This is a genomic window from Micromonospora sp. NPDC051141 (assembly GCF_044455765.1).
GTDB lineage: Bacteria > Actinomycetota > Actinomycetes > Mycobacteriales > Micromonosporaceae > Micromonospora.
Genome location: NZ_JBITFD010000005.1, coordinates 402,757 through 424,709, shown reverse-complemented (window position 1 = coordinate 424,709; position 21,953 = coordinate 402,757). Strand labels below are relative to the sequence as shown.

Annotated in this window: 20 protein-coding genes and 1 pseudogene; 12 read left to right on the top strand and 9 right to left on the bottom strand. The window is 71.9% G+C overall.

Going from position 1 to position 21,953, the window contains the following annotated elements:
* Nucleotides 1-36: 36 nt before the first annotated feature.
* A complete protein-coding gene (locus ACIA6B_RS13160) occupies nt 37-492 on the top strand; it encodes a hypothetical protein (protein ID WP_396773019.1) in 456 nt (151 codons plus the stop codon).
* On the opposite strand, the gene ACIA6B_RS13155 is transcribed toward ACIA6B_RS13160, so the two are convergent.
* Entirely contained in the window at nt 468-1,025 is a 558-nt protein-coding gene (locus ACIA6B_RS13155; RefSeq protein ID WP_396773018.1) for a hypothetical protein, read from the bottom strand. The genes ACIA6B_RS13160 and ACIA6B_RS13155 overlap by 25 nt on opposite strands.
* An 848-nt stretch (nt 1,026-1,873) precedes the next feature.
* Here ACIA6B_RS13155 and ACIA6B_RS13150 point away from each other — a divergent pair.
* From ACIA6B_RS13150 to ACIA6B_RS13140, 3 genes and pseudogenes are all read left to right on the top strand, one after another.
* The gene (locus ACIA6B_RS13150) at nt 1,874-2,983 is read left to right on the top strand and encodes a S8 family serine peptidase (protein ID WP_396773164.1); all 1,110 of its coding nucleotides are present in this window, start codon (nt 1,874-1,876) and stop codon (nt 2,981-2,983) included.
* Nucleotides 2,984-2,993: 10 nt separating this feature from the next.
* A complete protein-coding gene (locus ACIA6B_RS13145) occupies nt 2,994-3,650 on the top strand; it encodes a Maf family protein (protein WP_396773016.1) in 657 nt (218 codons plus the stop codon).
* 70 nt (nt 3,651-3,720) lie between these two features.
* Nucleotides 3,721-3,894, top strand: a pseudogene (locus tag ACIA6B_RS13140) (SAM-dependent methyltransferase); the annotation flags it as partial.
* Here ACIA6B_RS13140 and ACIA6B_RS13135 read toward each other — a convergent pair.
* The 4 genes from ACIA6B_RS13135 to ACIA6B_RS13120 all read right to left on the bottom strand — a co-directional run bounded on the left by ACIA6B_RS13135 (nt 3,872) and on the right by ACIA6B_RS13120 (nt 7,869).
* Nucleotides 3,872-5,332 carry an MFS transporter gene (locus ACIA6B_RS13135; RefSeq protein WP_396773015.1) on the bottom strand — a complete coding sequence of 487 codons (1,461 nt, stop codon included), beginning with the start codon at nt 5,330-5,332 and terminating at the stop codon, nt 3,872-3,874. The pseudogene ACIA6B_RS13140 and the gene ACIA6B_RS13135 sit on opposite strands and share 23 nt — an antisense overlap.
* A 115-nt stretch (nt 5,333-5,447) precedes the next feature.
* Nucleotides 5,448-6,203, bottom strand: coding sequence for an ABC transporter permease (locus tag ACIA6B_RS13130; RefSeq protein WP_107157220.1), 756 nt, complete (start codon nt 6,201-6,203; stop codon nt 5,448-5,450).
* An 18-nt stretch (nt 6,204-6,221) separates the two neighbouring features.
* Nucleotides 6,222-7,181 carry an ATP-binding cassette domain-containing protein gene (locus ACIA6B_RS13125; RefSeq protein WP_396773009.1) on the bottom strand — a complete coding sequence of 320 codons (960 nt, stop codon included), beginning with the start codon at nt 7,179-7,181 and terminating at the stop codon, nt 6,222-6,224.
* A 94-nt stretch (nt 7,182-7,275) separates the two neighbouring features.
* A complete protein-coding gene (locus ACIA6B_RS13120; protein ID WP_396773162.1) occupies nt 7,276-7,869 on the bottom strand; it encodes a PadR family transcriptional regulator in 594 nt (197 codons plus the stop codon).
* Nucleotides 7,870-8,002: 133 nt separating this feature from the next.
* Here ACIA6B_RS13120 and ACIA6B_RS13115 point away from each other — a divergent pair, with 133 nt between their 5' ends.
* Both ACIA6B_RS13115 and ACIA6B_RS13110 read left to right on the top strand, forming a co-directional pair.
* The gene (locus ACIA6B_RS13115; RefSeq protein ID WP_396773006.1) at nt 8,003-9,757 is read left to right on the top strand and encodes an acetyl/propionyl/methylcrotonyl-CoA carboxylase subunit alpha; all 1,755 of its coding nucleotides are present in this window, start codon (nt 8,003-8,005) and stop codon (nt 9,755-9,757) included.
* Nucleotides 9,758-9,876: 119 nt separating this feature from the next.
* Complete coding sequence (locus ACIA6B_RS13110; protein WP_396773004.1) at nt 9,877-11,316, top strand: GuaB1 family IMP dehydrogenase-related protein; 1,440 nt, start codon at nt 9,877-9,879, stop codon at nt 11,314-11,316.
* A 4-nt stretch (nt 11,317-11,320) separates the two neighbouring features.
* On the opposite strand, the gene ACIA6B_RS13105 is transcribed toward ACIA6B_RS13110, so the two are convergent.
* The gene (locus ACIA6B_RS13105) at nt 11,321-11,869 is read right to left on the bottom strand and encodes a TetR/AcrR family transcriptional regulator (protein WP_396773002.1); all 549 of its coding nucleotides are present in this window, start codon (nt 11,867-11,869) and stop codon (nt 11,321-11,323) included.
* A gap of 86 nt (nt 11,870-11,955) precedes the next feature.
* On the opposite strand from ACIA6B_RS13105, the gene ACIA6B_RS13100 reads away from it, so the two are divergent.
* A complete protein-coding gene (locus tag ACIA6B_RS13100) occupies nt 11,956-12,399 on the top strand; it encodes a DoxX family membrane protein (RefSeq protein ID WP_396773000.1) in 444 nt (147 codons plus the stop codon).
* A gap of 21 nt (nt 12,400-12,420) precedes the next feature.
* On the opposite strand, the gene ACIA6B_RS13095 is transcribed toward ACIA6B_RS13100, so the two are convergent.
* Nucleotides 12,421-14,043 (bottom strand): DHA2 family efflux MFS transporter permease subunit, encoded by a 1,623-nt coding sequence (locus ACIA6B_RS13095; protein ID WP_396772999.1) that lies wholly within the window; start codon nt 14,041-14,043, stop codon nt 12,421-12,423.
* A 56-nt stretch (nt 14,044-14,099) separates the two neighbouring features.
* Here ACIA6B_RS13095 and ACIA6B_RS13090 point away from each other — a divergent pair, with 56 nt between their 5' ends.
* The 4 genes from ACIA6B_RS13090 to ACIA6B_RS13075 all read left to right on the top strand — a co-directional run bounded on the left by ACIA6B_RS13090 (nt 14,100) and on the right by ACIA6B_RS13075 (nt 19,079).
* A complete protein-coding gene (locus tag ACIA6B_RS13090) occupies nt 14,100-14,636 on the top strand; it encodes a MarR family winged helix-turn-helix transcriptional regulator (RefSeq protein ID WP_396772997.1) in 537 nt (178 codons plus the stop codon).
* A 62-nt stretch (nt 14,637-14,698) separates the two neighbouring features.
* The gene (locus ACIA6B_RS13085; protein ID WP_396773161.1) at nt 14,699-15,232 is read left to right on the top strand and encodes a MarR family winged helix-turn-helix transcriptional regulator; all 534 of its coding nucleotides are present in this window, start codon (nt 14,699-14,701) and stop codon (nt 15,230-15,232) included.
* Nucleotides 15,226-16,959, top strand: a complete 1,734-nt coding sequence (locus tag ACIA6B_RS13080; protein WP_396772995.1) for an ABC transporter ATP-binding protein — start codon at nt 15,226-15,228, stop codon at nt 16,957-16,959. The genes ACIA6B_RS13085 and ACIA6B_RS13080 overlap by 7 nt, the downstream gene beginning before the upstream one ends.
* Nucleotides 16,960-17,012: 53 nt before the next feature.
* Nucleotides 17,013-19,079 (top strand): ABC transporter ATP-binding protein, encoded by a 2,067-nt coding sequence (locus ACIA6B_RS13075; RefSeq protein WP_396773159.1) that lies wholly within the window; start codon nt 17,013-17,015, stop codon nt 19,077-19,079.
* 74 nt (nt 19,080-19,153) lie between these two features.
* Here the strand turns inward: ACIA6B_RS13075 and thrS are convergent, their stop codons facing one another.
* Both thrS and ACIA6B_RS13065 read right to left on the bottom strand, forming a co-directional pair.
* Nucleotides 19,154-20,386 carry a threonine--tRNA ligase gene (thrS, locus tag ACIA6B_RS13070; protein WP_396773157.1) on the bottom strand — a complete coding sequence of 411 codons (1,233 nt, stop codon included), beginning with the start codon at nt 20,384-20,386 and terminating at the stop codon, nt 19,154-19,156.
* Nucleotides 20,387-20,590: 204 nt separating this feature from the next.
* Nucleotides 20,591-20,869, bottom strand: coding sequence for an excalibur calcium-binding domain-containing protein (locus tag ACIA6B_RS13065; RefSeq protein ID WP_396772993.1), 279 nt, complete (start codon nt 20,867-20,869; stop codon nt 20,591-20,593).
* A gap of 247 nt (nt 20,870-21,116) precedes the next feature.
* Between ACIA6B_RS13065 and ACIA6B_RS13060 the strand changes: the two genes are divergently transcribed.
* Nucleotides 21,117-21,938 (top strand): DedA family protein, encoded by an 822-nt coding sequence (locus ACIA6B_RS13060; RefSeq protein WP_396772991.1) that lies wholly within the window; start codon nt 21,117-21,119, stop codon nt 21,936-21,938.
* Nucleotides 21,939-21,953: the final 15 nt, after the last annotated feature.

Sequence of the window (21,953 nt, the reverse complement as noted above, 5' to 3'; positions counted from 1 at the left end):
TCTGGGAAACCGTTTGGTGACAGGCAGGGAGGTCCGATGATCCCGGAGGACAACCAGCCAGCCGGCTGGCTGCGCGGCTACGGCGGCATCGAGGCCGATATCCGACAGATGCGCGAGTTCGCCGACCGGCTACAGGACGAGGTCACGCGCAACTACTCGCCCCACCTGTCCTACATCGCCGACGACATGAAAGCCCCGGTGCCCAACCCGGCCGACGCCTTCATCGAGCTGGTGCAGTTCCTCCAGGCCCACCACGAGACACAGAAGGCCGCGGTCAGCGCCGTGTGGGACCTGGCACCCGCCACCGGCCGGCTCGCCGAGGCCGCCGGCCGGATCGCCGCCCGCTACGACGACTCCGACGCCTTCTCCTCCGCCCGGGTCTCCGACGTCGAACGGGCGCTCACCGGCCCCACCACCACCGCCGTGGCGCGCCCCACCCCGCCACTCGCCGACCCCACCGGCCCCGGTCAGGGGCGGGTGGTCCTGCCGTGATCGAACGGGGCGGCGGTCGCACCTCCGGGCTCACCGACTGGCGACTGATGGACGTGCTCAGCATGTGGGCGTGCCTCCAGGACCAGGACACCGCCGGTCAGTGGAAACAGGTCGCCGGCTGGCGCAAGGTGTGCGACCTGGCGTTGGCCCACCTCGGCCGGCTCCGGGAATACCGGCGTGGCCTCGCCGAGGCGTGGCCACCCGAGACCAACGCCGCCGCCCAGGCGTACGTCGGCGAACTCGACCAGCTCATCGACCGGGTGCAGCGCACCCACGACGCCGCAGCCGCGAACTACGACGCGCTCGCCGCCGCCGCACGCGCCATCGGTAGCGCCCGCAGTGAACTGCAACCGCTGTACGACGAGTTCGCCACCAAACTGCGGCAGAAGCAGGCGTACGAGGCGACGATCGCCGATCCGAAGGCGGTTGCCGGAAGCCGACTGCCGGAGCGGCCCCCGGTGACCGACGACGACCTGGAGCAGTTGAACGTACGGGCACGCGGGTTGATGACGGGATTGAGCGGAGAACTCCAACTGGCCCAGGTCATGCTCCAGCGTCCGCCGGCACCAGCCCGACCGGGTCGCCAGGTCAACGACCCCGACGCATACGAGCAGGCCATTCCCACTATCCCGCCCGTCGTTCCGCTTCCAACTCCATATTCAGCAAGAGATGCCCACCCTAGCGACTCTAGAACCGCCACGACAGAGGTAAAGCCGCCTGCACATGGGCTGGGTATTGGTGGGCCAATATTAGGAGGGACAGGGCCAAGTACCGCGCAGGTTCCCCTAATATCAAACCCGTCTGCTACCACAACCCCTTCCGCAGCACCCATAATCGGCAATCAAACAAACACTCCACCAATCACGGGAATCGAGAGGATGCTTCCTGACCGCCCCGGGATGCACCCTCCTCCCCCTTTCCCCCTGAACAACAGCAACACAGGGCGTCCCGCATCAAATAATGTGCCTAGGTTGTCGCCATCCAATGGCTTCATAGGTGCACCTCCCGGAGGGGTCACCAATCAACCGAGCCCAATCACCCCTCGGCGGGTAAATCCGTTCGGGGGAGTGATCGGTGGAGGTGGCGCAGGCACTGCGCCTAGCGGCTCTGCGGGATCTCGACCAGGAACGGGACGATTCATCCAACCGGCCGGAAACTATAGCCTTTCCCCTGCCGGCGGTTCACCTTCCGCAATGCCCAACCTCGGATCAAGAAGACCCCAAATAAGCGATATCGATGAACAGCCTTCCTGGGACCCAGATCACCCGTGGCAGACGAGTCAGGGCGTAGATCCGGTGATGCTTCCACCGGAAGATGAAGGGCCTATAGATCCTGGCCCAGCCATCGGCTGCAACCGGTGAAGGCGACGCTACATTTTGCAATGGTTGTGCTGCTTCTTGGGGGCGCCGCAACCAGCAATCGCGGCTCAGGTGGAACGTCAACCGAACCAGCGGATCAAATTCGTGCCGACCAGTGGCACCTTCGCTACCTCAGGTCCTCGTATGCCAACACAATAAGTCGTGGCGATGGAGTAATCGTGGCGGTCCCCGACACAGGCGTCGCCCCCCACCCAGACCTCCGCAGCAACCTTTTAGCCGGAACATCAATTATCCCTGGCGTCCCTGGCGACGGGCGCAGTGACGAAAACAGCCACGGGACAGCTATGGCGGGCCTAATTGCCGCCCACGGCCAACTCCATGACAAAGGAGCACTGGGGATCGCTCCAGGTGCCCGAATCTTGCCTATAAAAACTTCAGACGCAGAAAACATTGGCCAGCCTGATGATTTGGCGGCTGGAATTAACTTCGCAATCAGTCAGCACGCGGACGTCATAAGCATTTCCAGTAGCGGTGCCACAAGCCCAGAACTCGTTAGGGCTATACGAAACGCCATTGCGGCAGACATCGTCATCGTCGCAGCCGCCGGCAACAGCCCTGAAGACTCTTATGTTGGATATCCCGCCACCGAGGACGGTGTGATCGCGGTAGGCGGCACAGATCGCAACGGACAACATGCCGCAATTTCCGTCAGTGGACCAGAAGTGGACGTCGTAGCTCCTGCTGTCGACATCTACAGCACCAGCTTTGGCGGCAAGTATTCGAAGGGCACGGGAACTTCCAGCGCCACCGCGATTGTTGCCGGCGCTGCTGCTCTGATCCGCTCCAAATATCCCCACCTCCCCGCCGAGGAGGTCGCACACCGCCTTACCGCGACCGCTGTCGACAAAGGACCGCCCGGTCGCGACGACCAGTACGGGTACGGCGTGATCGACCTGGTCGCGGCACTCACCGCCGACGTACCCCCGCTCGGTTTCGAGTCCACCGGGGTGACCGCCCCGGCACCTACGGCAGCCGCGCCCCGGTCCGGCGGTGACGACGGCACGGTCCGGGGCTTCGCGACCCTCGGGGTACTGCTCGCTGCCGGCGGCGGCTATCTGATCTGGCGGCGGCGTCGACGTGCCGACGACCCACCGCCGAGGGAGAGCCGGTAGCGTCGGCGGGGTGTCGACCTCCGCGCCGCTGCGCCTCGTACTCGCCTCGCAGAGTCCTGCCCGCCGCAAGCTGCTCCAGGCCGCCGGGATCGAGCCCGACGTGCTGGTCAGCGGTGTCGACGAGTCGCAGGTGGTCAGTGACCGGGCCGAGGAGTTGTGCCTCGAACTGGCCCGGCTGAAGGCGGAGGCCGTGCTCGGCCGGCTGCGTCCCGTCGCGGGCGAGCGCACGCTGGTGCTCGGCTGCGACTCGGTGCTCGCGTTTGACGGCGAGATCTTCGGCAAGCCGGCGGACGCGGCCGACGCCACCCGGCGGTGGCAGCGGATGCGCGGGCGCAGCGGCGTGCTGCACACCGGGCACTGTCTGATCGACGTGGCAGCCGGGGCCCGCGCGGAGGCGGTCGCCTCGACCACGGTGCACTTCGCCGACATCAGCGACGAGGAGATCGTGGCGTACGTGGCGACGGGCGAGCCGCTGGCGGTGGCCGGGGCGTTCACCATCGACGGGCTGGGGGGCGCGTTCCTGACCGGCATCGAGGGTGATCCGGGCACGGTGGTGGGGCTGTCCCTGCCGCTGTTGCGCCGGCTTCTCGGCGAGTTGGGGCTGAGCGTCGTCGACCTGTGGACGAAGGTCGCGCCGGGCGGCCAGGAGATCGAACATCTCGGCTGACGTCCGGGGGTGAGCACGAAGCCGTTGCCGCTGACCACGGAGCTGCACGACTACCTGGTGGCCCACGGGTCCCGGCGGGGTGCTCACTGTCGACCGCACGCTCCGCGCCGGCCGGGTGCTCGCTCCGCGTGACGCGGACGGTCGGGCGGTCGCCGCCTTCGACGCCGAGGTCGTCGCGGACGCCCGCGTCGAGGTGGTCCTGCTGCCGATCGCTGACGGGGTCACCCTCGCCCGGGTGCGCTGAGCGGGGGCAGGGCACGGCCCAGGCGGACCGTCAGCAGCACGGCCGCCGCGATGAAGCATGGCAGCATCAGGAAGGCCGGATGCGGTCCGACGCCGTCGGCCACCCAGCCGAGCGCGACCGGCGCGATCCCGAAGCCCACCGCCATCGAGTACGACGACCAGCCCGCCGCCCGGTCGGCGGCCGGGCCGGCCACCGCCAGCGCGATGGAGATCGCCAGCGGGTAGTGCAGAGCGTTGCCGAGGCCGAGAACGACCAGGCCGGTGACCGCCAGCCAGCCGATCGGGCTGGTCCAGAACAGCGCGAACCCGGCGAGCGACACGGTGAACGCGCCGAGCAGCAGCGGCACCGGTGGCCAGCGCAGCGCCGCCCGTCCCCCGGCGACCCGCCCGGCGAACATGCCGCAGACGATCGCCGCGACGGCCGCCGACGCGCCGCCGGCACTCAGCCCGGCGTGGGTACGCAGCACATCGGCGGTCCAGAGCGACAGGCAGACCTCGATCGAGCCGGTGACCGCCATCAACACCCAGGCGATCCAGTACGCACGCGGCAGCCGTCCCGACGTCGCCCGCCCGTCGGCGTCGGCAGCAGCCCGGAGGAGGGCTGGTCGAGCGGGGCGGCGACCCGACCCGGGCACGGCCGGCCCACCAGCGGGAAGGTCGGCCGGCACTGCGGCGGGAACGTCGGCCGGTCCCGCAGCGGAAACAGCGGCCGGTGCCGCAGCGGAAACGTCGGCCGGTCCCGCAGCGGAAACAGCGGCCGGTGCCGCAGCGGAAACGACGGTCTGCGCACCAGCGGAAACGACGGTCGACCCTGCGGCGGGGACGACGGTCGGCGCCCCGCCGGGGAAGGCGGCAGCCGCGGTAGCGGGGGCGCGGTTCGGCGGGCGTACCCGGAAGGTCAGGGCGGTGAGCGCGACCAGCGTGACCAGCCCGACCTCGACGGCGGTCACGGGTCGCCAGCCGAGGCCGGCGTCGACGGTGGCTCCGATGGTCAGCGGGGCCAGGATGCCCATGCCGGCGCAGACGGCGTTGGCCTCGGTGAGCGCGGCGGGGGCGGCCGGGCCGTGCCGGGCGGTGAGCACGACGTTGACGCCGCTGATCACCATCATGCCGAAGGTGGCGACGACCGTGACGGCGGCGATGGTGGCCGGCGGCGGGTGGAGCACGCCGAGCGCGGCGACGCCGGCGGCCACGCCGGCGAGGCCGAGCCAGACGGCCGGGCCGCGGCCGTAGCGGCGGGCGACCGGGGCGAAGAGCGCGCCGCCGGCCAGCGCGCCGACCGCGATGCCGGTGCTGTGCAGGCCGGCCACCGCGGCGCTGGTGCCCTGCTCGTCGCGGAGCAGCGGTACGACGGGGCCGAACCCGTAGAGGAAGAAGCCCCAGAGGCCGAGCTGGGCGTAGGCCAGCCAGGTGGTGCGGTCACGGGTCAGGCGGGGCACCGGCCCGACGCTACGCGCGCCTGGCCGGCACCCCGCCAGTAGTGAGAGGCAGCTCTCGCTGGGGTGTTAGGAAGGGGCCCCGCCGCTACCAATGCGTTGAGAGGGGCCCCGCCTTTCACCGGACGCTGCGGGCGAACTGGCGGGCGGCCCAGACGACGCCGGCCACCGCGAGCACCGCGATGATGCTGAGCCCCTGCCAGACCTTGTCGTTACCCAGGTCGCCGGCGAACAGGGCGCGGGTGCCGTCGACCGCCCAGGAGAACGGGTTCCACTTGGCGACGCCCTGCAACCAGCCGGGTGCGAAGGTGAGCGGCAGCAGGATGCCGGAGAGCAGCAGCACCGGTTGCGCGACGGTGTTCATCAGCGGGGCGAGCGCGTCCTCGCTCTTGACCTTGAGCGCGACGCCGTAGGAGACGGCCGAGGTCATCAGCGCGATGAGGGCGAGCATCAGGTACGCCAGGAGCAGGTAGCCGATGAAGACGCGCAGGTCGAACAGGACCGCCAGCAGCGTGATGATGACGGCCTGCGCGATCAGCGAGACCACGTCGCGCAGGGCGCGGCCGAGCAGCAGGGCGAGCCGGCTGACCGGGGTGACCCGGGAGCGTTCGATGACGCCGGCGCGCAGCTCGGCGATCAGGCCGAAGCCCTGGAACAGGCCACCGAAGATGGCCAGCAGGACCAGCAGGCCGGGCACGAAGATCTTGTACGCGGCGGCCTGGGTGGGCGCGTTCAGGGCCGGCTTGAGCAGCGGGGCGAAGAGCAGCAGGTACATCACCGGCTGGAAGACGCCGACGAAGACCCAGACCGGGTTGCGGAGCAGCAGTTGGGCCTGGCGCTGGAAGATCAGCCAGGTGTCGCGGGCGAGTTTCATGACGGGCTTCTCCGGGGGTCAGGACTCGCGCAGCGAGCGGCCGGTCTTGGTGAGGAAGACGTCGTCGAGGCTGGGTCGGTGCAGCTCGATCGAGCGCAGCTCCAGCCCGGCGTGGTCGAGGCGGCGCAGCACCTGCGGGATGGCGACGGCGCCCTCGTCGACATAGAGGCGCAGGCCGCCCTCGTCGACGGTCTCCAGCTTGGTCACGTACGCCTCGGTGTCGAGCAGCTCGGCGGCCTGCGGGGTGCTGGCGGCGTCCAGGCCGACGATGACCACCTCGCCGGAGATCTCCCGCTTCAGCTCGGCCGGGGTGCCCTCCGCGACGATCTCGCCGTGATCCATGATCGCGATCCGGTCGCAGAGCGCGTCGGCCTCGTCCAGGTAGTGCGTGGTGATGAAGACGGTCATCCCCTCGGTCCGCAGCCGGCGGATCTCGTCCCACATGTGGGCGCGGCTCTGCGGGTCGAGGCCGGTGGTCGGCTCGTCGAGGAAGACGATCTTCGGTTCGTGGATGATGCCGAGCGCGATCTCGACGCGCCGGCGCTGGCCGCCGGAGTAGGTCTTGCACTTGCGGTCGGCGTACTCGCTGAGTTGGAACGCGTCCAGCGCGCGGGCGGCGCGTCGGTGCGCGTCGGCCTTGGTGATGCCGTAGAGGCGGGCCTGGAGCACCAGTTCCTCGCGGGCGCTGGACTCGTCCCAGGTGCTGCCGCCCTGGGGCACGTAGCCGATCCGGCGGCGCACCCCGGACGGGTCCTTGCGCAGGTCGGCGCCGGCAATGGTGGCCTGGCCGCCGTCCGGCTCGATGAGGGTGGCGAGCATCCGCAGCGTGGTGGTCTTGCCGGCGCCGTTGGGCCCGAGGAAGCCGAAGATCTCCCCCTCGGCGACGTCGAGGTTGACGCCGCGGACCGCGTCCACGGTTTTCGTCTCGCGACCCGCGCGGGAGCGGAACGACTTCCGCAGCCCCCTGGTCTCGATCATTTCTGCTCCTGGTCGTCCGGGCCGGGGGCACCCGGCCACCGGTCAGCGGTTCGCGTCGAGGCTAACGCGATATAGCTCTTGTGGTCAACGTTGATTATTTCGTGTCACCGTCCGTCCAGCCGGACCACCCCTCGGCCCGTTCCATCCCCTCCGGCAGGTACGACACCCCGGACTCGATCCGCTCCGCGATCCGCTCGCACCAGGCCATCTCCGCCTCCGCCCGGGCCAGCCACAGCTCGAACATCCAGCTCACGTGCACCGGCTTGCGGGCCCGTACCCAGTCCGAGTCCAGCGAGGCCCGCATCGACTCCACCCCGGCGCGCAGCAGGTTGGCCCGGTTGCGCAGCGCCGCCGCCGCCTCCTCGCGCGGCATCGCCGGCAGGAACGAGAACGCCACCGCGAACGGGTCCGGCGACTCGTGGAGCTGCCACCACTGTGCCCGCAACAGCGTCTCGAACTCGTCCTCGCCCTTCGTCGTCACCTCGTACGTGGTGCGGGCCGGACGCGCGCCCACCTGCTCGACCGAGACGGTCCGCAGCAGCCCCTCGTCGGTGAGCTTGCGCAACGCGTGGTAGATCGACCCGGGCTGCACGTTGGCCCATTTGTCCGCACTCCAACTGAGCAGTTCGCGGCGCACGTCGTAGCCGTGCACCGGCTGCATCCACCTGACCAGGCCCAGAATCATCATCCGCGTCGCCGACACCGGACAAGCGTAATAACCAAGTTTGACTACAGTGCGGCATCCCACACTGAGCGATCGTTAGGGCCGGCACCTCGGCCGATACACTCCCGGCATCGACCTCCCGGGAGGAGCCCCCAAGGTGCGCAAGGTTCTCATCGCCAACCGCGGCGAGATCGCCGTCCGCGTCATCCGCGCCTGCCGTGACGCCGGGCTGGCCAGCGTCGCCGTCTACGCGGACTCCGACCGGGACGCCCTGCACGCCACGCTCGCCGACGAGGCGTACGCGCTCGGGGGCGACACCGCCGCGGACAGCTACCTGCGCATCGACAAGCTGGTCGACGTGGCCGCCCGGGCCGGCGCGGACGCGGTGCACCCCGGCTACGGCTTCCTCTCCGAGAACGCCGACTTCGCCCAGGCTGTCCTCGACGCCGGGCTGACCTGGATCGGCCCCACCCCGCAGGCGATCCGCGACCTGGGCGACAAGGTGACCGCCCGGCACATCGCGCAGCGCGCCGGCGCGCCGCTGGTGCCCGGCACGCCCGACCCGGTGGCCGGCGCCGACGAGGTGATCGCGTTCGCCACCGAGCACGGCCTGCCGGTCGCGATCAAGGCGGCGTTCGGCGGCGGCGGCCGGGGCCTCAAGGTGGCCCGCACGCTGGAGGAGATCCCGCACCTGTTCGAGTCCGCCACCCGCGAGGCGGTCGCCGCGTTCGGCCGGGGCGAGTGCTTCGTCGAGCGCTACCTGGACCGGCCCCGCCACGTCGAGGCGCAGGTGCTCGCCGACCAGCACGGCAACGTGATCGTCGTCGGCACCCGGGACTGCTCCCTCCAGCGCCGGCACCAGAAGCTGGTCGAGGAGGCGCCCGCGCCGTTCCTCACCGACGCCCAGCGCGCCCAGATCCACGACAGCGCCAAGGCGATCTGCCGGGAGGCCGGCTACCACGGCGCCGGCACGGTGGAGTACCTGGTCGGTGGGGACGGCACCATCTCCTTCCTGGAGGTCAACACCCGGCTCCAGGTCGAGCACCCGGTGACCGAGGAGACCGCCGGCATCGACCTGGTGCGCGAGCAGTTCCGCATCGCCGACGGCGAGAAGCTGCGCCTCACCGAGGACCCGACGCCGCGCGGGCACGCCATCGAGTTCCGCATCAACGGCGAGGACCCGGGCCGCAACTTCCTGCCCGCTCCGGGCACCGTCACCGCGCTGCGGCTGCCCAGCGGTCCCGGCGTGCGGGTGGACACCGGCATCTCGGCCGGCGACGTGATCGGCGGCAACTTCGACTCACTGCTGGCCAAGGTGATTATCGTGGGCGAGACGCGTACCGAGGCGCTGGAGCGGGCCCGCCGGGCGCTCGACGAGATGGTGGTCGACGGCATGGCCACCGCGCTGCCGTTCCACCGCCTGGTGGTCCGCGACGAGGCGTTCACCGCCGAGCCGTTCACCGTGCACACCCGGTGGATCGAGACCGAGTTCGACAACACCGTGCCGGCGTTCACCGCCGCCGCCGGCCCCGCCGAGGCTCCGGCCGAGCGCGAGACCGTCGTGGTCGAGGTGGGCGGCAAGCGGCTGGAGGTCGTCCTTCCCGCCGGCCTCGGCGCGGGTACGGCGGCAGCCGCGCCCGCCGCCCGCAAGCCGGCCCGCCGTGGTGGCGGCGGCAAGGCGGGCGCCGCGGTCGGCGGGGACACGCTCGCCTCCCCGATGCAGGGCACCATCGTCAAGATCGCCGTTGCGGACGGCGACACGGTCGCCGAGGGTGACCTGGTCGTGGTGCTGGAGGCGATGAAGATGGAGCAGCCGCTGCACGCGCACAAGGCCGGCACGGTGAGCGGCCTGGCCGCCGAGGTCGGCGCGGTGATCACCGCCGGTGCCCCCATCTGCACCATCGAGGGTTGAGGAGCGGCCCCCTTTTGACGCCTGCGGTCGAGAAGGGGGCCCCCTCTTACCGGCGCGTAGCCGGGTGGTCTGGGCCACCAGCGGCGGCGGGACGCGCCGGGAGCGGGAATGATGTTCGGGTGAGGTTCCTCCATGGCGCGGTTCCCGCGCACGATCTGACCTACAACGACGTCTTCATGGCGCCCAACCGTTCGGAGGTGGGCTCCCGGCTCGACGTCGACCTGTCCTCCGGCGACGGCACCGGCACCACCGTCCCGCTCGTGGTGTCGAACATGACCGCGGTGGCCGGCCGGCGGATGGCCGAGACCGTCGCCCGGCGGGGTGCGGTCGCGGTGATCCCGCAGGACATCCCGATCGAGGTCGTCGCCAACGTGGTCGGCTGGGTCAAGCAGCGGCACCTGGTGCACGACACGGCGATCACGCTCGGCCCGACCGACACCGTGGGCGACGCCATCCACCTGCTGCCCAAGCGCGCGCACGGCGCGGTGGTCGTGGTCGACACCGACGGCCGCCCGGTGGGCGTGGTGACCGAGGCGGACACCGTGGGAGTGGACCGGTTCGCCCAGCTCCGGCACGTGATGTCCACCGAGCTGCACACCGTGCCCGCGGACGCGGACCCGCGTACCGGATTCGACCGGCTCTCGGCGGGCCGGCGGCGGCTCGCGCCGGTGGTGAACGCCGAGGGCCGCCTGGTCGGCGTGCTGACCCGGGCGGGCGCGCTGCGGGCGACGCTGTACCGGCCGGCGGTCGACGACCGGGGCCGGCTGCGCGTCGCGGCGGCGGTGGGCATCAACGGCGACGTCACCGGCAAGGCCGCCGCGCTGCTGGAGGCCGGGGTGGACACGCTGGTCGTGGACACCGCGCACGGCCACCAGGAGCGGATGATGCAGGCGCTGCGGGCGGTCCGCAAGCTCGACCCGGCCGTCCCGGTGGCGGCCGGCAACGTGGTCACCGCCGACGGGGTACGCGACCTGGTCGAGGCCGGCGCCGACATCGTGAAGGTGGGCGTCGGGCCGGGCGCGATGTGCACCACCCGGATGATGACCGGGGTGGGCCGACCGCAGTTCTCCGCGGTGCTCGACTGCGCGGCGGCGGCCCGTTCGCTGGGCCGGCACGTCTGGGCCGACGGCGGCGTCCGGCACCCGCGCGACGTGGCGCTGGCACTGGCCGCCGGCGCCTCGAACGTGATGGTCGGTTCCTGGTTCGCCGGCACCTACGAGTCCCCCGGCGACCTCTACACCGACGCGGACGGCCGGCGTTACAAGGAGAGCTTCGGCATGGCCTCGTCCCGGGCGGTGAGCGCGCGGACCGCCGAGGACAGCATGTTCGACCGGGCCCGGAAGGCGATCTTCGAGGAGGGCATCTCCTCGGCCCGGATGTACCTCGACCCGACCCGGCCGGGCGTCGAGGACCTGATCGACGAGATCGTCTCCGGGGTACGCAGCGCGTTCACCTACGCCGGAGCCCGCACGCTTGACGAGTTCCACGAGCGGGCGCTGGTCGGGGTGCAGAGCACCGCCGGCTACACCGAGGGGATGCCGCTGCCGACGAGCTGGTGACGGCTCAGCGGAACAGCCGGCCGACCACGGTACGGGCGGCCGGCTCGGGGTCGGCGCCGACCCGGTCGGGCAGGGCGCCGGCCAGCCACAGCTCGGCGAAGCCGTGCGCGATCGACCAGGCGGCCAGCGCGTCGGTGTCCGGCTCCCGACCGGTGTGCCGGGACACCCCGCCGCGCAGCAGCTCCCCGGTCCGCTGCCGGGCCGCCAGCAGGTCCGGGTCGTCGGCCCGGTAGAGGTCCGGACGGAACATCACCTCGAAGTGCGCGCGGTGTCGGACCGCGAAGACGACGTACGCGACGCCGCTCTCCCGGAAGTCGTCGCCGGCACCCCGCAGCGCGTCGCCGAGCAGGTCGAAGCCCTGGGTGGCGAGCGCGGTGAGCAGCCCCGCCTTGTCACCGAAGTGGTGCGCGGGCGCCGCGTGCGAGACGCCGGCCCGGCGGGCGAGGTCGCGCAGGCTCAGCGCGGCCGGGCCGGATTCGGTGATCGCCTCGACGGCGGCGGCGAGCAGCGCGCGGCGCAGGTCCCCATGGTGGTAGGCGCGGGAGGACGTCATGCCCCCACCATAACTTGTCATTGACAAGATACCGGCTTCGGCGGCAATCTTGTCGCTGACAAGATGACTCGTCGGAGGGATCACCAGTGGCACCCCTGATCGCACTTCTCGCCGGCACCGCCACGGCTCGGATCGCCGGTCTGCTCGGCGTGGACGCGCTCGACGGCTGGCATCCCGCGCTGCGGGTCGGGCTGGCGCTGATGTTCCTGCTGACCGGCGTGGCCCACTTCACGTCCCGCCGGGCGGACCTGATCGCCATGGTGCCGCCGGCGCTGCCCCGGCCCGGCCTGCTGGTCACGCTCACCGGCGTGCTGGAACTCGTCGGCGCGCTCGCCCTGCTCGTGCCGGCCACCGCGGGCGGGGCGGCGGCCGGCCTGGCGCTGCTGATGCTGGCCATGTTCCCGGCCAACGTCTCGGCCGCCCGCCGCCGGCTGACGCTCGGCGGACGGCCGGTCACCCCGCTCGCCGCCCGCACGGCGCTCCAGGTCGTGTTCGTGGCCGCCGCGCTGGCGATCGCGCTGAGCGGCTGACCGCCCGCGCCCACGTTCGGCTCAGACCCGGGCCGGTTCCGCCCCGGTCGACGGGGCGTCCCCGGTGGCGTCGGCGCGGACGCTCGGCAGGCGCAGGCAGGCGAGCAGGCCGACCAGCAGGAACCCGGCCGCCGTGAAGGCGGCGTACCGGGTGGCGTCGGAGAAGGCCACCTTCGCCTCCTCGGCCACCGGCGCGGTACGCGGATCCGCCGCCAGCCCGCTGATCGCCGCGCCGGCGCTCTCCTTCACCGCGGTCACCACCTGGTCCCGGCCGGCCGGGTCGAGGCCGGGCTGGTCGGCCAGCCGGTCCCCGAGCAGCCCGCCCAGGCCGGCGAAGAGCACGGTGCCGAGCACCGCGATGCCGAGCGCCGACCCGACCTGCCGGGCGGTGCTCTGCAACCCGGAACCCTGCCCGCTGCGCCGGACCGGCACCTCGGCCAGCGAGACGCCGGTGAGTTGCGCGGTGGCCAGGCCGACGCCGACGCCGTAGACGAAGAGGAACGCCACCGGGGCCCACCAGCGGGTGTCCGGCGCGACCACGAGGCCGAGCCCGGCGACGCCGACCAGCTCCGCGGCGACGCCGAGCTGGACCACCCGGGCCGCGCCCCAGCGCTGGGTCAGTGGCGCGCCGATGCCGCTGGCCAGGAAGCTGCCGACGGCGAGCGGCAGCAGCGCCAGGCCGGTACGGAAGGCGCTGTAGCCCAACACGTTCTGGAACCACAACGGCAGCGCGAAGAGCAGGCCGAACTCGCCCAGGCTCACGATCGCGGCGGCCAGGATGCCGTTGCGGAAGGACCCGATGCCGAACAACGACAGGTCGAGCAGCGCGGGTCGGCCGGACCGGTTGCGGCGGATCTGCTGGGCCAGGAAGACGCCGAGCGCGGCCAGCCCGGCGAGCGCGGCCACCGGCACCGGCGAGATCGAGGCGGTCCAGTCCAGGCCGAACAGGGTGAACGGGCGCTCCCGCTCCCACCAGCCGTAGGTGCGCCCCTCGATGAGCGCGAACACCACGCCGGTCATGCCGACCACGGAGAGCAGCGCGCCCAGCAGGTCGACGCCGCGTTCGGCGCGGTCGTCGCGGGACTCCGCGACCAGCAGCAGGGTGCCCACGATCACGGCGAGGCTGACCGGGACGTTGATGCCGAACGCCCACCGCCAGGAGTACGTGGTGGTGAGCCAGCCGCCGAGCAACGGCCCGAGCGCCGCCGCGCCGCCGATGGTGGAGCCCCAGACCGCGAACGCGATGCCCCGTTCGCGGCCGGTGAAGTTGGCGTTGAGCAGGGAGAGCGAGGTGGGCAGCATCATCGCGCCGCCGACGCCCTGGAGCACCCGGGCGGCGATCAGCGTCTCGCCGGAGTCGGCGAACGCGGCCAGCACGCTGGCCACCACGAAGACGCCGACCCCGATGACGAACATCCGCCGCCGCCCGGACCGGTCGGCGAAGCGGCCGGCGACCAGCAGCAACGACGCGAAGACCAGGGTGTACGCCTCCTGGACCCACTGCGCGTCGGTGGAGGTGATGTCCAGGTCCCGGATGATCTGCGGCACCGCGACGTTCACGATGGTGGCGTCCACGATGATCATCGCCACGCCGAGGCTGATGGCGAGCAGTCCCAGCCAGCGTCCGCGCCCCTCGGTGCGCATCGCACCCCTCCCCTTTAGCTAGATTTTCTAGCTACCCGAGATGCTAGCTTTAACCCATGGAGGGGGTGCCGTCAACCGGGGAGACCGGACCGGCCGGGCCCACCGGCCCGCCGCCGAGCAGTGAAGCGGCCCGCGCCCTGCGCGAGGTGCTGCGGGTCGCCGGGGACACCCGGGCCGCGCTGGCCCGCCGCCTCGGCATCGGCGCGACCGACGCCGCAGCCATCGACCACCTGATCTCCAGCCCCGAGCCGCTGGGCCCGGTCGAGTTGGGCAACCGGCTCGGCATCCGGTCCGCATCGGCCACCACGCTCGTCGACCGACTGGTCCGGGCCGGGCACGTCGCCCGCGCCCCGCACCCGTACGATCGCCGGCGGTTGAGCCTCCAGGTGACCGAACACGCGGTCGGCGAGGTGCTGGAGGCGCTGCGCCCGATGCTGGTCGGCGTGGACCGGGCGGTCGCCCGGCTCACCCCGGAGCAGGCCGAGGCCACCGCGGCGTTCCTGCGCGAGGTGGCGGACGTGATGCGCGACTACATCGCCACCGCGCCGGACGAGCCGGGGCCGGCCCGGCCGCCCCGTGACGAACGCGACTGAGGCAATTCTCAGTAATTAGTTTGGGGCCTGATGATTCGGGCGCTAATCTGACGGCCGTGAACATGGGACCGCTCGTCCGCTTCCCCGACGCGCTGCACCACGCGCCGCTCGGCCGGCTCATCTCCATCGCCGGCCACGTCGTCGAGCAGCACTGGGGGCGCTACCTGGCCGAGCACCACGGCCTCACCTCCGCCGGCATGCGCGTGCTGATGATCCTGCTGCGCTCCGGCGAGGCCACCCACCGGGAGATGGCCGAGCTGTGCTTCGTCCGACCGGCGACGCTCACCGGCATCGTCGACACGCTGGAGCGGGACGGCTTCGTCAGCCGGCAACGCGGCCCCGAGGACCGGCGGACCGTCCGGCTCACGCTCACCGACAAGGGGCACGAGCACGCCCGCGCCATCATCGACATGATCCACAGCGACCGCCCACTGACGTCGGTCGACGCCGACCCGGCCAAGCGCGCGATCATCCGCGAATTCCTGACCGAAATCATCACCGGCATGTCCGACGGGGATCTCCGTCGGTTGAACCGGGACAGCGAGTCCGACAGCGAGTCCGACACCGAGTCGCCAACGGGGAGACATCCGTGCTGATCCGCCTGCTCCAGACGCACCTACGCCCGTACCGACGACCACTGGCCGCCGTGGTGGCGTTCCAGTTCGTCGGCACCATGGCGTCGCTCTACCTGCCCAGCCTGAACGCCGACATCATCGACCGGGGCGTGGCGCGCGGCGACACCGACCAGATCCTGCGTACCGGCGGGTGGATGCTGGTGGTCAGCCTGCTCCAGATCGCCTGCTCGATCGCCGCCGTCTACCTGGGCGCCCGCACCGCGATGGGTTTCGGGCGGGACGTCCGCGGCGCCATCTTCGGCCACGTCAACCGCTTCTCCGCCCGCGAGGTCGCCCGGTTCGGCGCGCCGTCGCTGATCACCCGCAACACCAACGACGTTCAGCAGGTGCAGATGCTGGTGCTGCTGAGCTGCACCATGCTGGTGGCCGCGCCGATCATGAGCATCGGCGGCGTGGTGATGGCGCTGCGCGAGGACGTCGGGCTCTCCTGGCTGATGCTGGTCTGCGTGCCGGTGCTGGCCATCGCGCTGGGCCTGATCATCCGCCGGATGGTGCCCGGCTTCCGGCTCATGCAGACCCGGATCGACACCGTCAACCGGGTGCTGCGCGAGCAGATCACCGGCATCCGGGTGGTCCGGGCCTTCGTCCGCGAGCCGTACGAGACCGACCGCTTCGCGGTGGCCAACACCGAACTGACCGCGACCGCGCTCCGGATCGGCCGACTCCAGGCGTTGATCTTCCCGATCGTGATGCTGGTGCTCAACGTCTCCAGCGTCGCGGTGCTCTGGTTCGGCGCGGCCCGGGTCGACTCCGGTGAGATCCAGGTCGGCGCGCTCACCGCGTTCCTGCAGTACCTGATGCAGATCCTGATGGCGGTCATGATGGCCACCTTCATGCTGATGATGGTGCCCCGCGCCGCGGTCTGCGCCGAACGCATCCAGGAGGTGCTGGACACCGACTCGTCGGTGGTGCCGTCGCCGGACCCGGTGACCGAGGTCGCCAGTCGCGGCGAGCTGGAACTGCGCGGCGCCGGCTTCCAGTACCCGGGCGCCACCGCGCCGGTGCTGCACGACATCTCGTTCCGGGCCCGGCCGGGCCGGACCACGGCGATCATCGGGTCCACCGGCGCCGGCAAGACCACGCTGCTGACGCTGATCCCCCGGCTGGTCGACCCCACCGCCGGCGCGGTGCTCGTCGACGGCGTGGACGTCCGCGAGCTGGCCCCGGACGAGCTGTGGCGCCGGATCGGGCTGGTGCCGCAACGGCCGTACCTGTTCAGCGGCACGGTGGCGAGCAACCTGCGCTACGGCAACCCGGCGGCCACCGACGCCGACCTGTGGACGGCGCTGGAGATCGCCCAGGCGCGCGACTTCGTCGAAGACATGCCGGGCGGGCTGGACGCGCCGATCGCGCAGGGCGGCACGAACGTCTCCGGCGGCCAGCGACAACGCCTGGCCATCGCCCGCGCACTGGTCCGCAAGCCGGAGATCTACCTCTTCGACGACTCCTTCTCCGCGCTCGACCTCGGCACCGACGCCCGGCTGCGGGCCGCGCTCAAGCCGGTCACCGCGGACGCCGCGGTGGTGATCGTGGCCCAGCGGGTCTCCACGATCGTCGACGCCGACCAGATCATCGTGCTCGAGGACGGGGGTGTCGTCGGCATGGGACGACACGAGGAACTGCTGGAGAACTGCCCGACGTACGCCGAGATCGTGGCGTCCCAGCAGACCGCGGGGGTGCCGGCGTGAGCGAACGCACCGAGCGCAGCGAGGGCCGTGAGGGCATGCCCAGCCAGCACAGCATGAGCGCGGAGAAGAGCACGACCGCCCTCCCCCAGCAGCAGGGCGGCGAGCCGAAGCGGCTGCCGGCGGCCGGGCGGCGGCCCGCCGGGCCGCCGCACATGAGCATGGGCATGCCGGCCGAGAAGGCGATGCGGTTCGGCCCGTCCGCGCGCCGGCTGCTGAGGCGGCTCCGGCCGCACCGGCTCCCGCTCGCCGGGGTGCTGGCCTTGGCGCTGGCCAGCGTCGGGCTCAGCGTGGTCGGGCCGAAGGTGCTCGGCCACGCCACCGACATCATCTTCAACGGGGTGATCGGCCGGCAACTGCCGCCCGGCACCAGCACCGAGGCGGCGGTGGCCGCGGCCCGGGCCTCGGGCAACGACAACTTCGCCGACATGCTGGCCCGGATGGACGTGGTGCCCGGCGCCGGCATCGACTTTTCCCGGCTGGGCCGGGTGCTGGCGTTCGCGGTCGCGCTCTACGTCGTCGCCAGCCTTTTGATGTGGGCGCAGGGCTGGGTGCTCAACGGGGTGGTGCAGCGCACCGTGCTGCGCCTGCGCGCCGACGTGGAGGACAAGCTCAACCGGCTGCCGCTGCCCTACTTCGACAAGCAGCCGCGGGGCGAGCTGCTGAGCCGGGTCACCAACGACATCGACAACATCTCGCAGACGCTCCAGCAGACGCTGAGCCAACTGCTCACCTCGCTGCTCACCGTCGTCGGCGTACTCGGGATGATGTTCTGGATCTCGCCGCTGCTGGCGTCGGTGGCCCTGGTCGCGATCCCGCTGTCGGTGATCGTCACCGGCCAGATCGCCAAGCGGTCGCAGCGCAAGTTCATCGCCCAGTGGACCCACACCGGTGAGCTGAACGCCCAGATCGAGGAGGCGTACACCGGGCACGAGCTGGTCAAGGTGTTCGGTCGGCAGAAGGAGGTCGAGGCCGCCTTCCGGACCAAGAACGACGAGCTGTTCGCCGCCAGCTTCGGCGCGCAGTTCGTCTCCGGGATCATCATGCCGGCGATGTTCTTCATCGGGAACCTCAGCTACGTCGCGATCGCGGTGGTCGGCGGCCTGCGGGTGGCCTCCGGCGCGATGAGCCTCGGTGACGTGCAGGCGTTCATCCAGTACTCGCGGCAGTTCACCCAGCCGCTCACCCAGGTCGCGTCGATGGCCAACCTGCTCCAGTCCGGGGTGGCCTCGGCCGAGCGGGTCTTCGCGGTGCTGGACGCCGACGAGCAGACCCGCGACCCGGGTGAGCCGGGCCGGGTTGCGGACCCGCACGGCCGGGTCGAGTTCGAACACGTCTCGTTCCGGTACGACCCGGAGAAGCCGCTGATCGACGACCTCTCCCTGGTCGCCGAGCCGGGGCACACGGTCGCCATCGTCGGTCCCACCGGCGCCGGCAAGACCACCCTGGTCAACCTGGTGATGCGCTTTTACGAGCTGGACGCCGGGCGGATCACGCTGGACGGGGTGGACATCGGCACCATGCGCCGCGACGACCTGCGCGGCCGGATCGGCATGGTGCTCCAGGACACCTGGCTCTTCGGCGGCACCATCCGGGACAACATCGCCTACGGGCGGCCGGACGCCACCGAGGAGGAGATCCTGGCCGCGGCCCGGGCCACCTTCGTGGACCGGTTCGTGCGCAGCCTGCCGGACGGCTACGACACCGTGATCGACGAGGAGGGCAGCAACGTCAGCGCCGGCGAGAAGCAGCTCATCACCATCGCGCGGGCGTTCCTGGCCGAGCCGTCGCTGCTGATCCTGGACGAGGCGACCAGCTCGGTGGACACCCGGACCGAGGTGCTGCTCCAACGCGCCATGGCGGCGCTGCGTTCCGACCGGACCAGTTTCGTCATCGCGCACCGGCTGTCCACCATCCGCGACGCCGACCTGATCCTGATGATGGAGCAGGGCCGGATCGTCGAGCAGGGCACCCACGACCAGCTCGTGGCCGCCGACGGCGCGTACGCCCGGCTCTACCGGGCGCAGTTCACCGGTGCGGTCATCTCCGACGAGGTGCCCGCGCCGGCGCCCGCCGGCCCGGCGGCCGGGATGCGTCCGGCCGGCGCGCCGGCCGGGAACTGACCGTGGACCCGGCGACAGCCCGGACACCGCGCGCCGCCCGGGTGACAGCTCGTCACCCGGGCGGCGCGGCCGGGTCAGACCGGCGGGAGCAGGCCGGCGGACCGGCTCGCGACCACGGCGCCGATGAGGGCCAACGCGTCAGCGGCCGGCATCGGGGCCAACCCGCGCCCGTCGCGCAGGCGCAGCGACACCGCGCCGTCGGCCGCCTCCCGGGCGCCGACCACCCCGATGTACGGGACGCGCCGGCGGGACGCGTCCCGGATGCGCGCGCCGAGCGAGCCACCGGCGTCGACCTCGACCCGCAGGCCGGCCGCCTCCGCCTCCCGGGCCAGCCGACCGGCCGCCTCGGCCTGCGCGTCGTCGACCGGGAGCAGGAGCAACTGCACCGGGGCGTACCAGGGCGGGAACGCGCCCTGGTGCACCTCGATCAGGTACGCGAACAGCCGCTCCATGCTGCCGACGAGGCTCCGGTGCACCATCACCGGCCGTTTCCGCCGCCCGTCCGAGTCGGTGTACGACAGGTCGAACCGCTCCGGCTTGTCGAAGTCGAGCTGCACGGTGGAGATGGTCGACTCCCGGCCGGCCGCGTCCACGATCTGGATGTCGATCTTCGGACCGTAGAACGCGGCCTCGCCGGGGGCCTCGACGGCGTCCACCCCGTCGAGCGCGGCGCGGAGCAGCTCCTCGGCCCGCGCCCAGCCGGCGTCGTCGCCGACGTACCGTTGCCCCGGCCCACGCAGCGACAGGCGGAACCCGGCCGGCCGGACGCCGAGCGCGGCGTGCGCCTCGCCGATCAGCCGCAGGATCTCCCGGATCTCGTCGCCGACCTGCTCCAGCGCGCAGAAGTTGTGCGCGTCGTTGAGCGAGATGGCGCGCACCCGGGACAGGCCGCCGAGCACGCCGGAGCGCTCCGCGCGGTACATTCCGCCCAGCTCGGCGACGCGCAGCGGCAGCTCCCGGTAGGACCGGCCACGGGCGCGGAACACCAGCGCGTGGTGCGGGCAGAGCGCCGGGCGCAGCACGAACTCGTCGTCGGCGCTCAGCCGCATCGGCGGGAACATGTCGTCGGCGAACCAGCCCAGGTGCCCGGACCGTTCGAACAGCTCCCGCCGGCCCAGCGGCGGCGAGTAGACGTGCCGGTAGCCGGCCCGGCGTTCCAGCTCCCGCACGTACTCCTCGACGGCGTGCCGGGCGGCGGCGCCGGCCGGCAGCCAGATCGGCAGGCCGGCGCCCGCGAGCGGGTCGGAGACGAACAGTTCCAGGTCCCGGCCGAGCCTACGGTGGTCGATCATGTCGCTCTCCTTGATCGGGTACGACCCGGAGGCGAGCTGGCCCGGAACGCCGCGAGGCCCCGGAGCGGATCGCCCCGGGGCCTCGTCGACGGAAACGTCAGTGCGGCACGCCGGGAACTCCCGGCGTCGTGGTCCTCACCGCGCTGCGCATGCCTCGACGGTACGGCCGGCGGACCGGACGGGTCGACCGCTTTTCCGGTCGACGCCGCCCGGGCCCGGTCAGCGCTTCTCGCAGGCCACGCCGTCCTTGTCCCGGTCGAGGTGGGTGTTCTTGTTGTAGACGGTGGTGGCCACCGTGAAGTTGGTGACCGGCTTGGTGGTGCCGCGCACCTTGTCCTTCGCGCCCTTCTTGCCGACGCCGTGCTTGTAGGTCTTGTTCAGCTCGGTGCAGTTCTTGTATTTGACTGCTGCCGCCTCGGCGGGACCGGCCACGGCGAGCACGCCGCCGCCGGCCGCCAGGGTCAGGGCGAGCACGCCCCGGAGCAGGGTGGAAACCATGGAGGAGCCTCCTGTGCGGGATTGCTGAGAGCGCCCAAGATCGTATCGAGGGAGGGCGCGCAGGGAGGCGTGCTGTCGCAGGCCCGACAGCGGAGGTTGGGTGCGGGTCGCCGGCACGGGACCTGCCGGCGACCCGCGGCGGCTCGGGCATCGGGAACGGGGGACCCGACGGCACCGGTGCCGCGTCCCGTCAACGGTACGCCGGTGCGCTCGGATCCGCCGCCCCGCCCGATCCCCGGCGGCGGTCATGGCTGACCTCATCGCCGGCGTCGCGTCGCCCATGTGGGCGTACGCGCTGCTGTTGACGCTGTTGGTCGCCGACGCCTTCGTCCCGGTGGTGCCGACCCAGATCGTCATGATCACCAGCGGCGCGCTGACCGTCTACGGCGGGCTCAGCCTGCCGCTCACTATCGCGGTCGGCGCGGCCGGCGTCTTCGTCGGCGACCTGGCCTGCTACCTGCTCGGCCGCACCACCCCGGCCCGACGGGCGACCCGGGACGCGACGCCGGGACGGGCCCGCCGGGCCGTCACCCGGGCCACCCGCCGGCTGCGTGAGCCCGGACCGCTGGTGATCCTGCTCTGCCGGTTCGTGCCCGGCGGCCGGATGGCGGCCTGTTTCTCGGCCGGCCGCAGCCGCTACCCGTACCGCCTCTTCCTGGGTTACGAGGCGGTGGCGGCCGTCGGCTGGGCCGGCTACGGCACGCTCGTCGGTCACCTGGGCGGTCGGGCGCTCACCCAGTCGGGCTGGCGGCTGCTGCTGATCGGCGGCCTGGCCGCGCTCGGGTTCGCGGCGGCCGGCTGGGTGATGACCTGGCTCAGCACCCGGCAGCCCCAGCCGGCCGGGGCGACACCACGAGCACGTGACCACAGCGGAGGAGAACCGATCGTGAATGACGGGACGAACTGGCGCGACGTCGGAACGCAGGCCCGGCGACTTGATCCCACCTGGAACGACCCCGAGCGGGTGGCCCGACGCCGGCGGCTCAGGAAGCAGATGCTGGCCGCGGTCGACGGTGCCCGGCCCGACCGGGCCGGCGAGGAGCCGGACCCACCGTCCCGGGCCGACTGACCCGGTGCCCGGTCG

Coding starts and splice junctions, on each gene's coding strand:
- ACIA6B_RS13130 (WP_107157220.1), bottom strand. CDS start 6,203: ATGAAACTCGCCCGCGACACCTGGCTGATCTTCCAGCGCCAGGCCCAA.
- ACIA6B_RS13120 (WP_396773162.1), bottom strand. CDS start 7,869: ATGATGATTCTGGGCCTGGTCAGGTGGATGCAGCCGGTGCACGGCTAC.
- ACIA6B_RS13065 (WP_396772993.1), bottom strand. CDS start 20,869: ATGGTTTCCACCCTGCTCCGGGGCGTGCTCGCCCTGACCCTGGCGGCC.
- ACIA6B_RS13150 (WP_396773164.1), top strand. CDS start 1,874: ATGGTTGTGCTGCTTCTTGGGGGCGCCGCAACCAGCAATCGCGGCTCA.
- ACIA6B_RS13160 (WP_396773019.1), top strand. CDS start 37: ATGATCCCGGAGGACAACCAGCCAGCCGGCTGGCTGCGCGGCTACGGC.
- ACIA6B_RS13085 (WP_396773161.1), top strand. CDS start 14,699: ATGGGACCGCTCGTCCGCTTCCCCGACGCGCTGCACCACGCGCCGCTC.
- ACIA6B_RS13105 (WP_396773002.1), bottom strand. CDS start 11,869: ATGACGTCCTCCCGCGCCTACCACCATGGGGACCTGCGCCGCGCGCTG.
- ACIA6B_RS13060 (WP_396772991.1), top strand. CDS start 21,117: ATGGCTGACCTCATCGCCGGCGTCGCGTCGCCCATGTGGGCGTACGCG.
- ACIA6B_RS13090 (WP_396772997.1), top strand. CDS start 14,100: ATGGAGGGGGTGCCGTCAACCGGGGAGACCGGACCGGCCGGGCCCACC.
- ACIA6B_RS13075 (WP_396773159.1), top strand. CDS start 17,013: ATGAGCGCGGAGAAGAGCACGACCGCCCTCCCCCAGCAGCAGGGCGGC.
- ACIA6B_RS13125 (WP_396773009.1), bottom strand. CDS start 7,181: ATGATCGAGACCAGGGGGCTGCGGAAGTCGTTCCGCTCCCGCGCGGGT.
- ACIA6B_RS13095 (WP_396772999.1), bottom strand. CDS start 14,043: ATGCGCACCGAGGGGCGCGGACGCTGGCTGGGACTGCTCGCCATCAGC.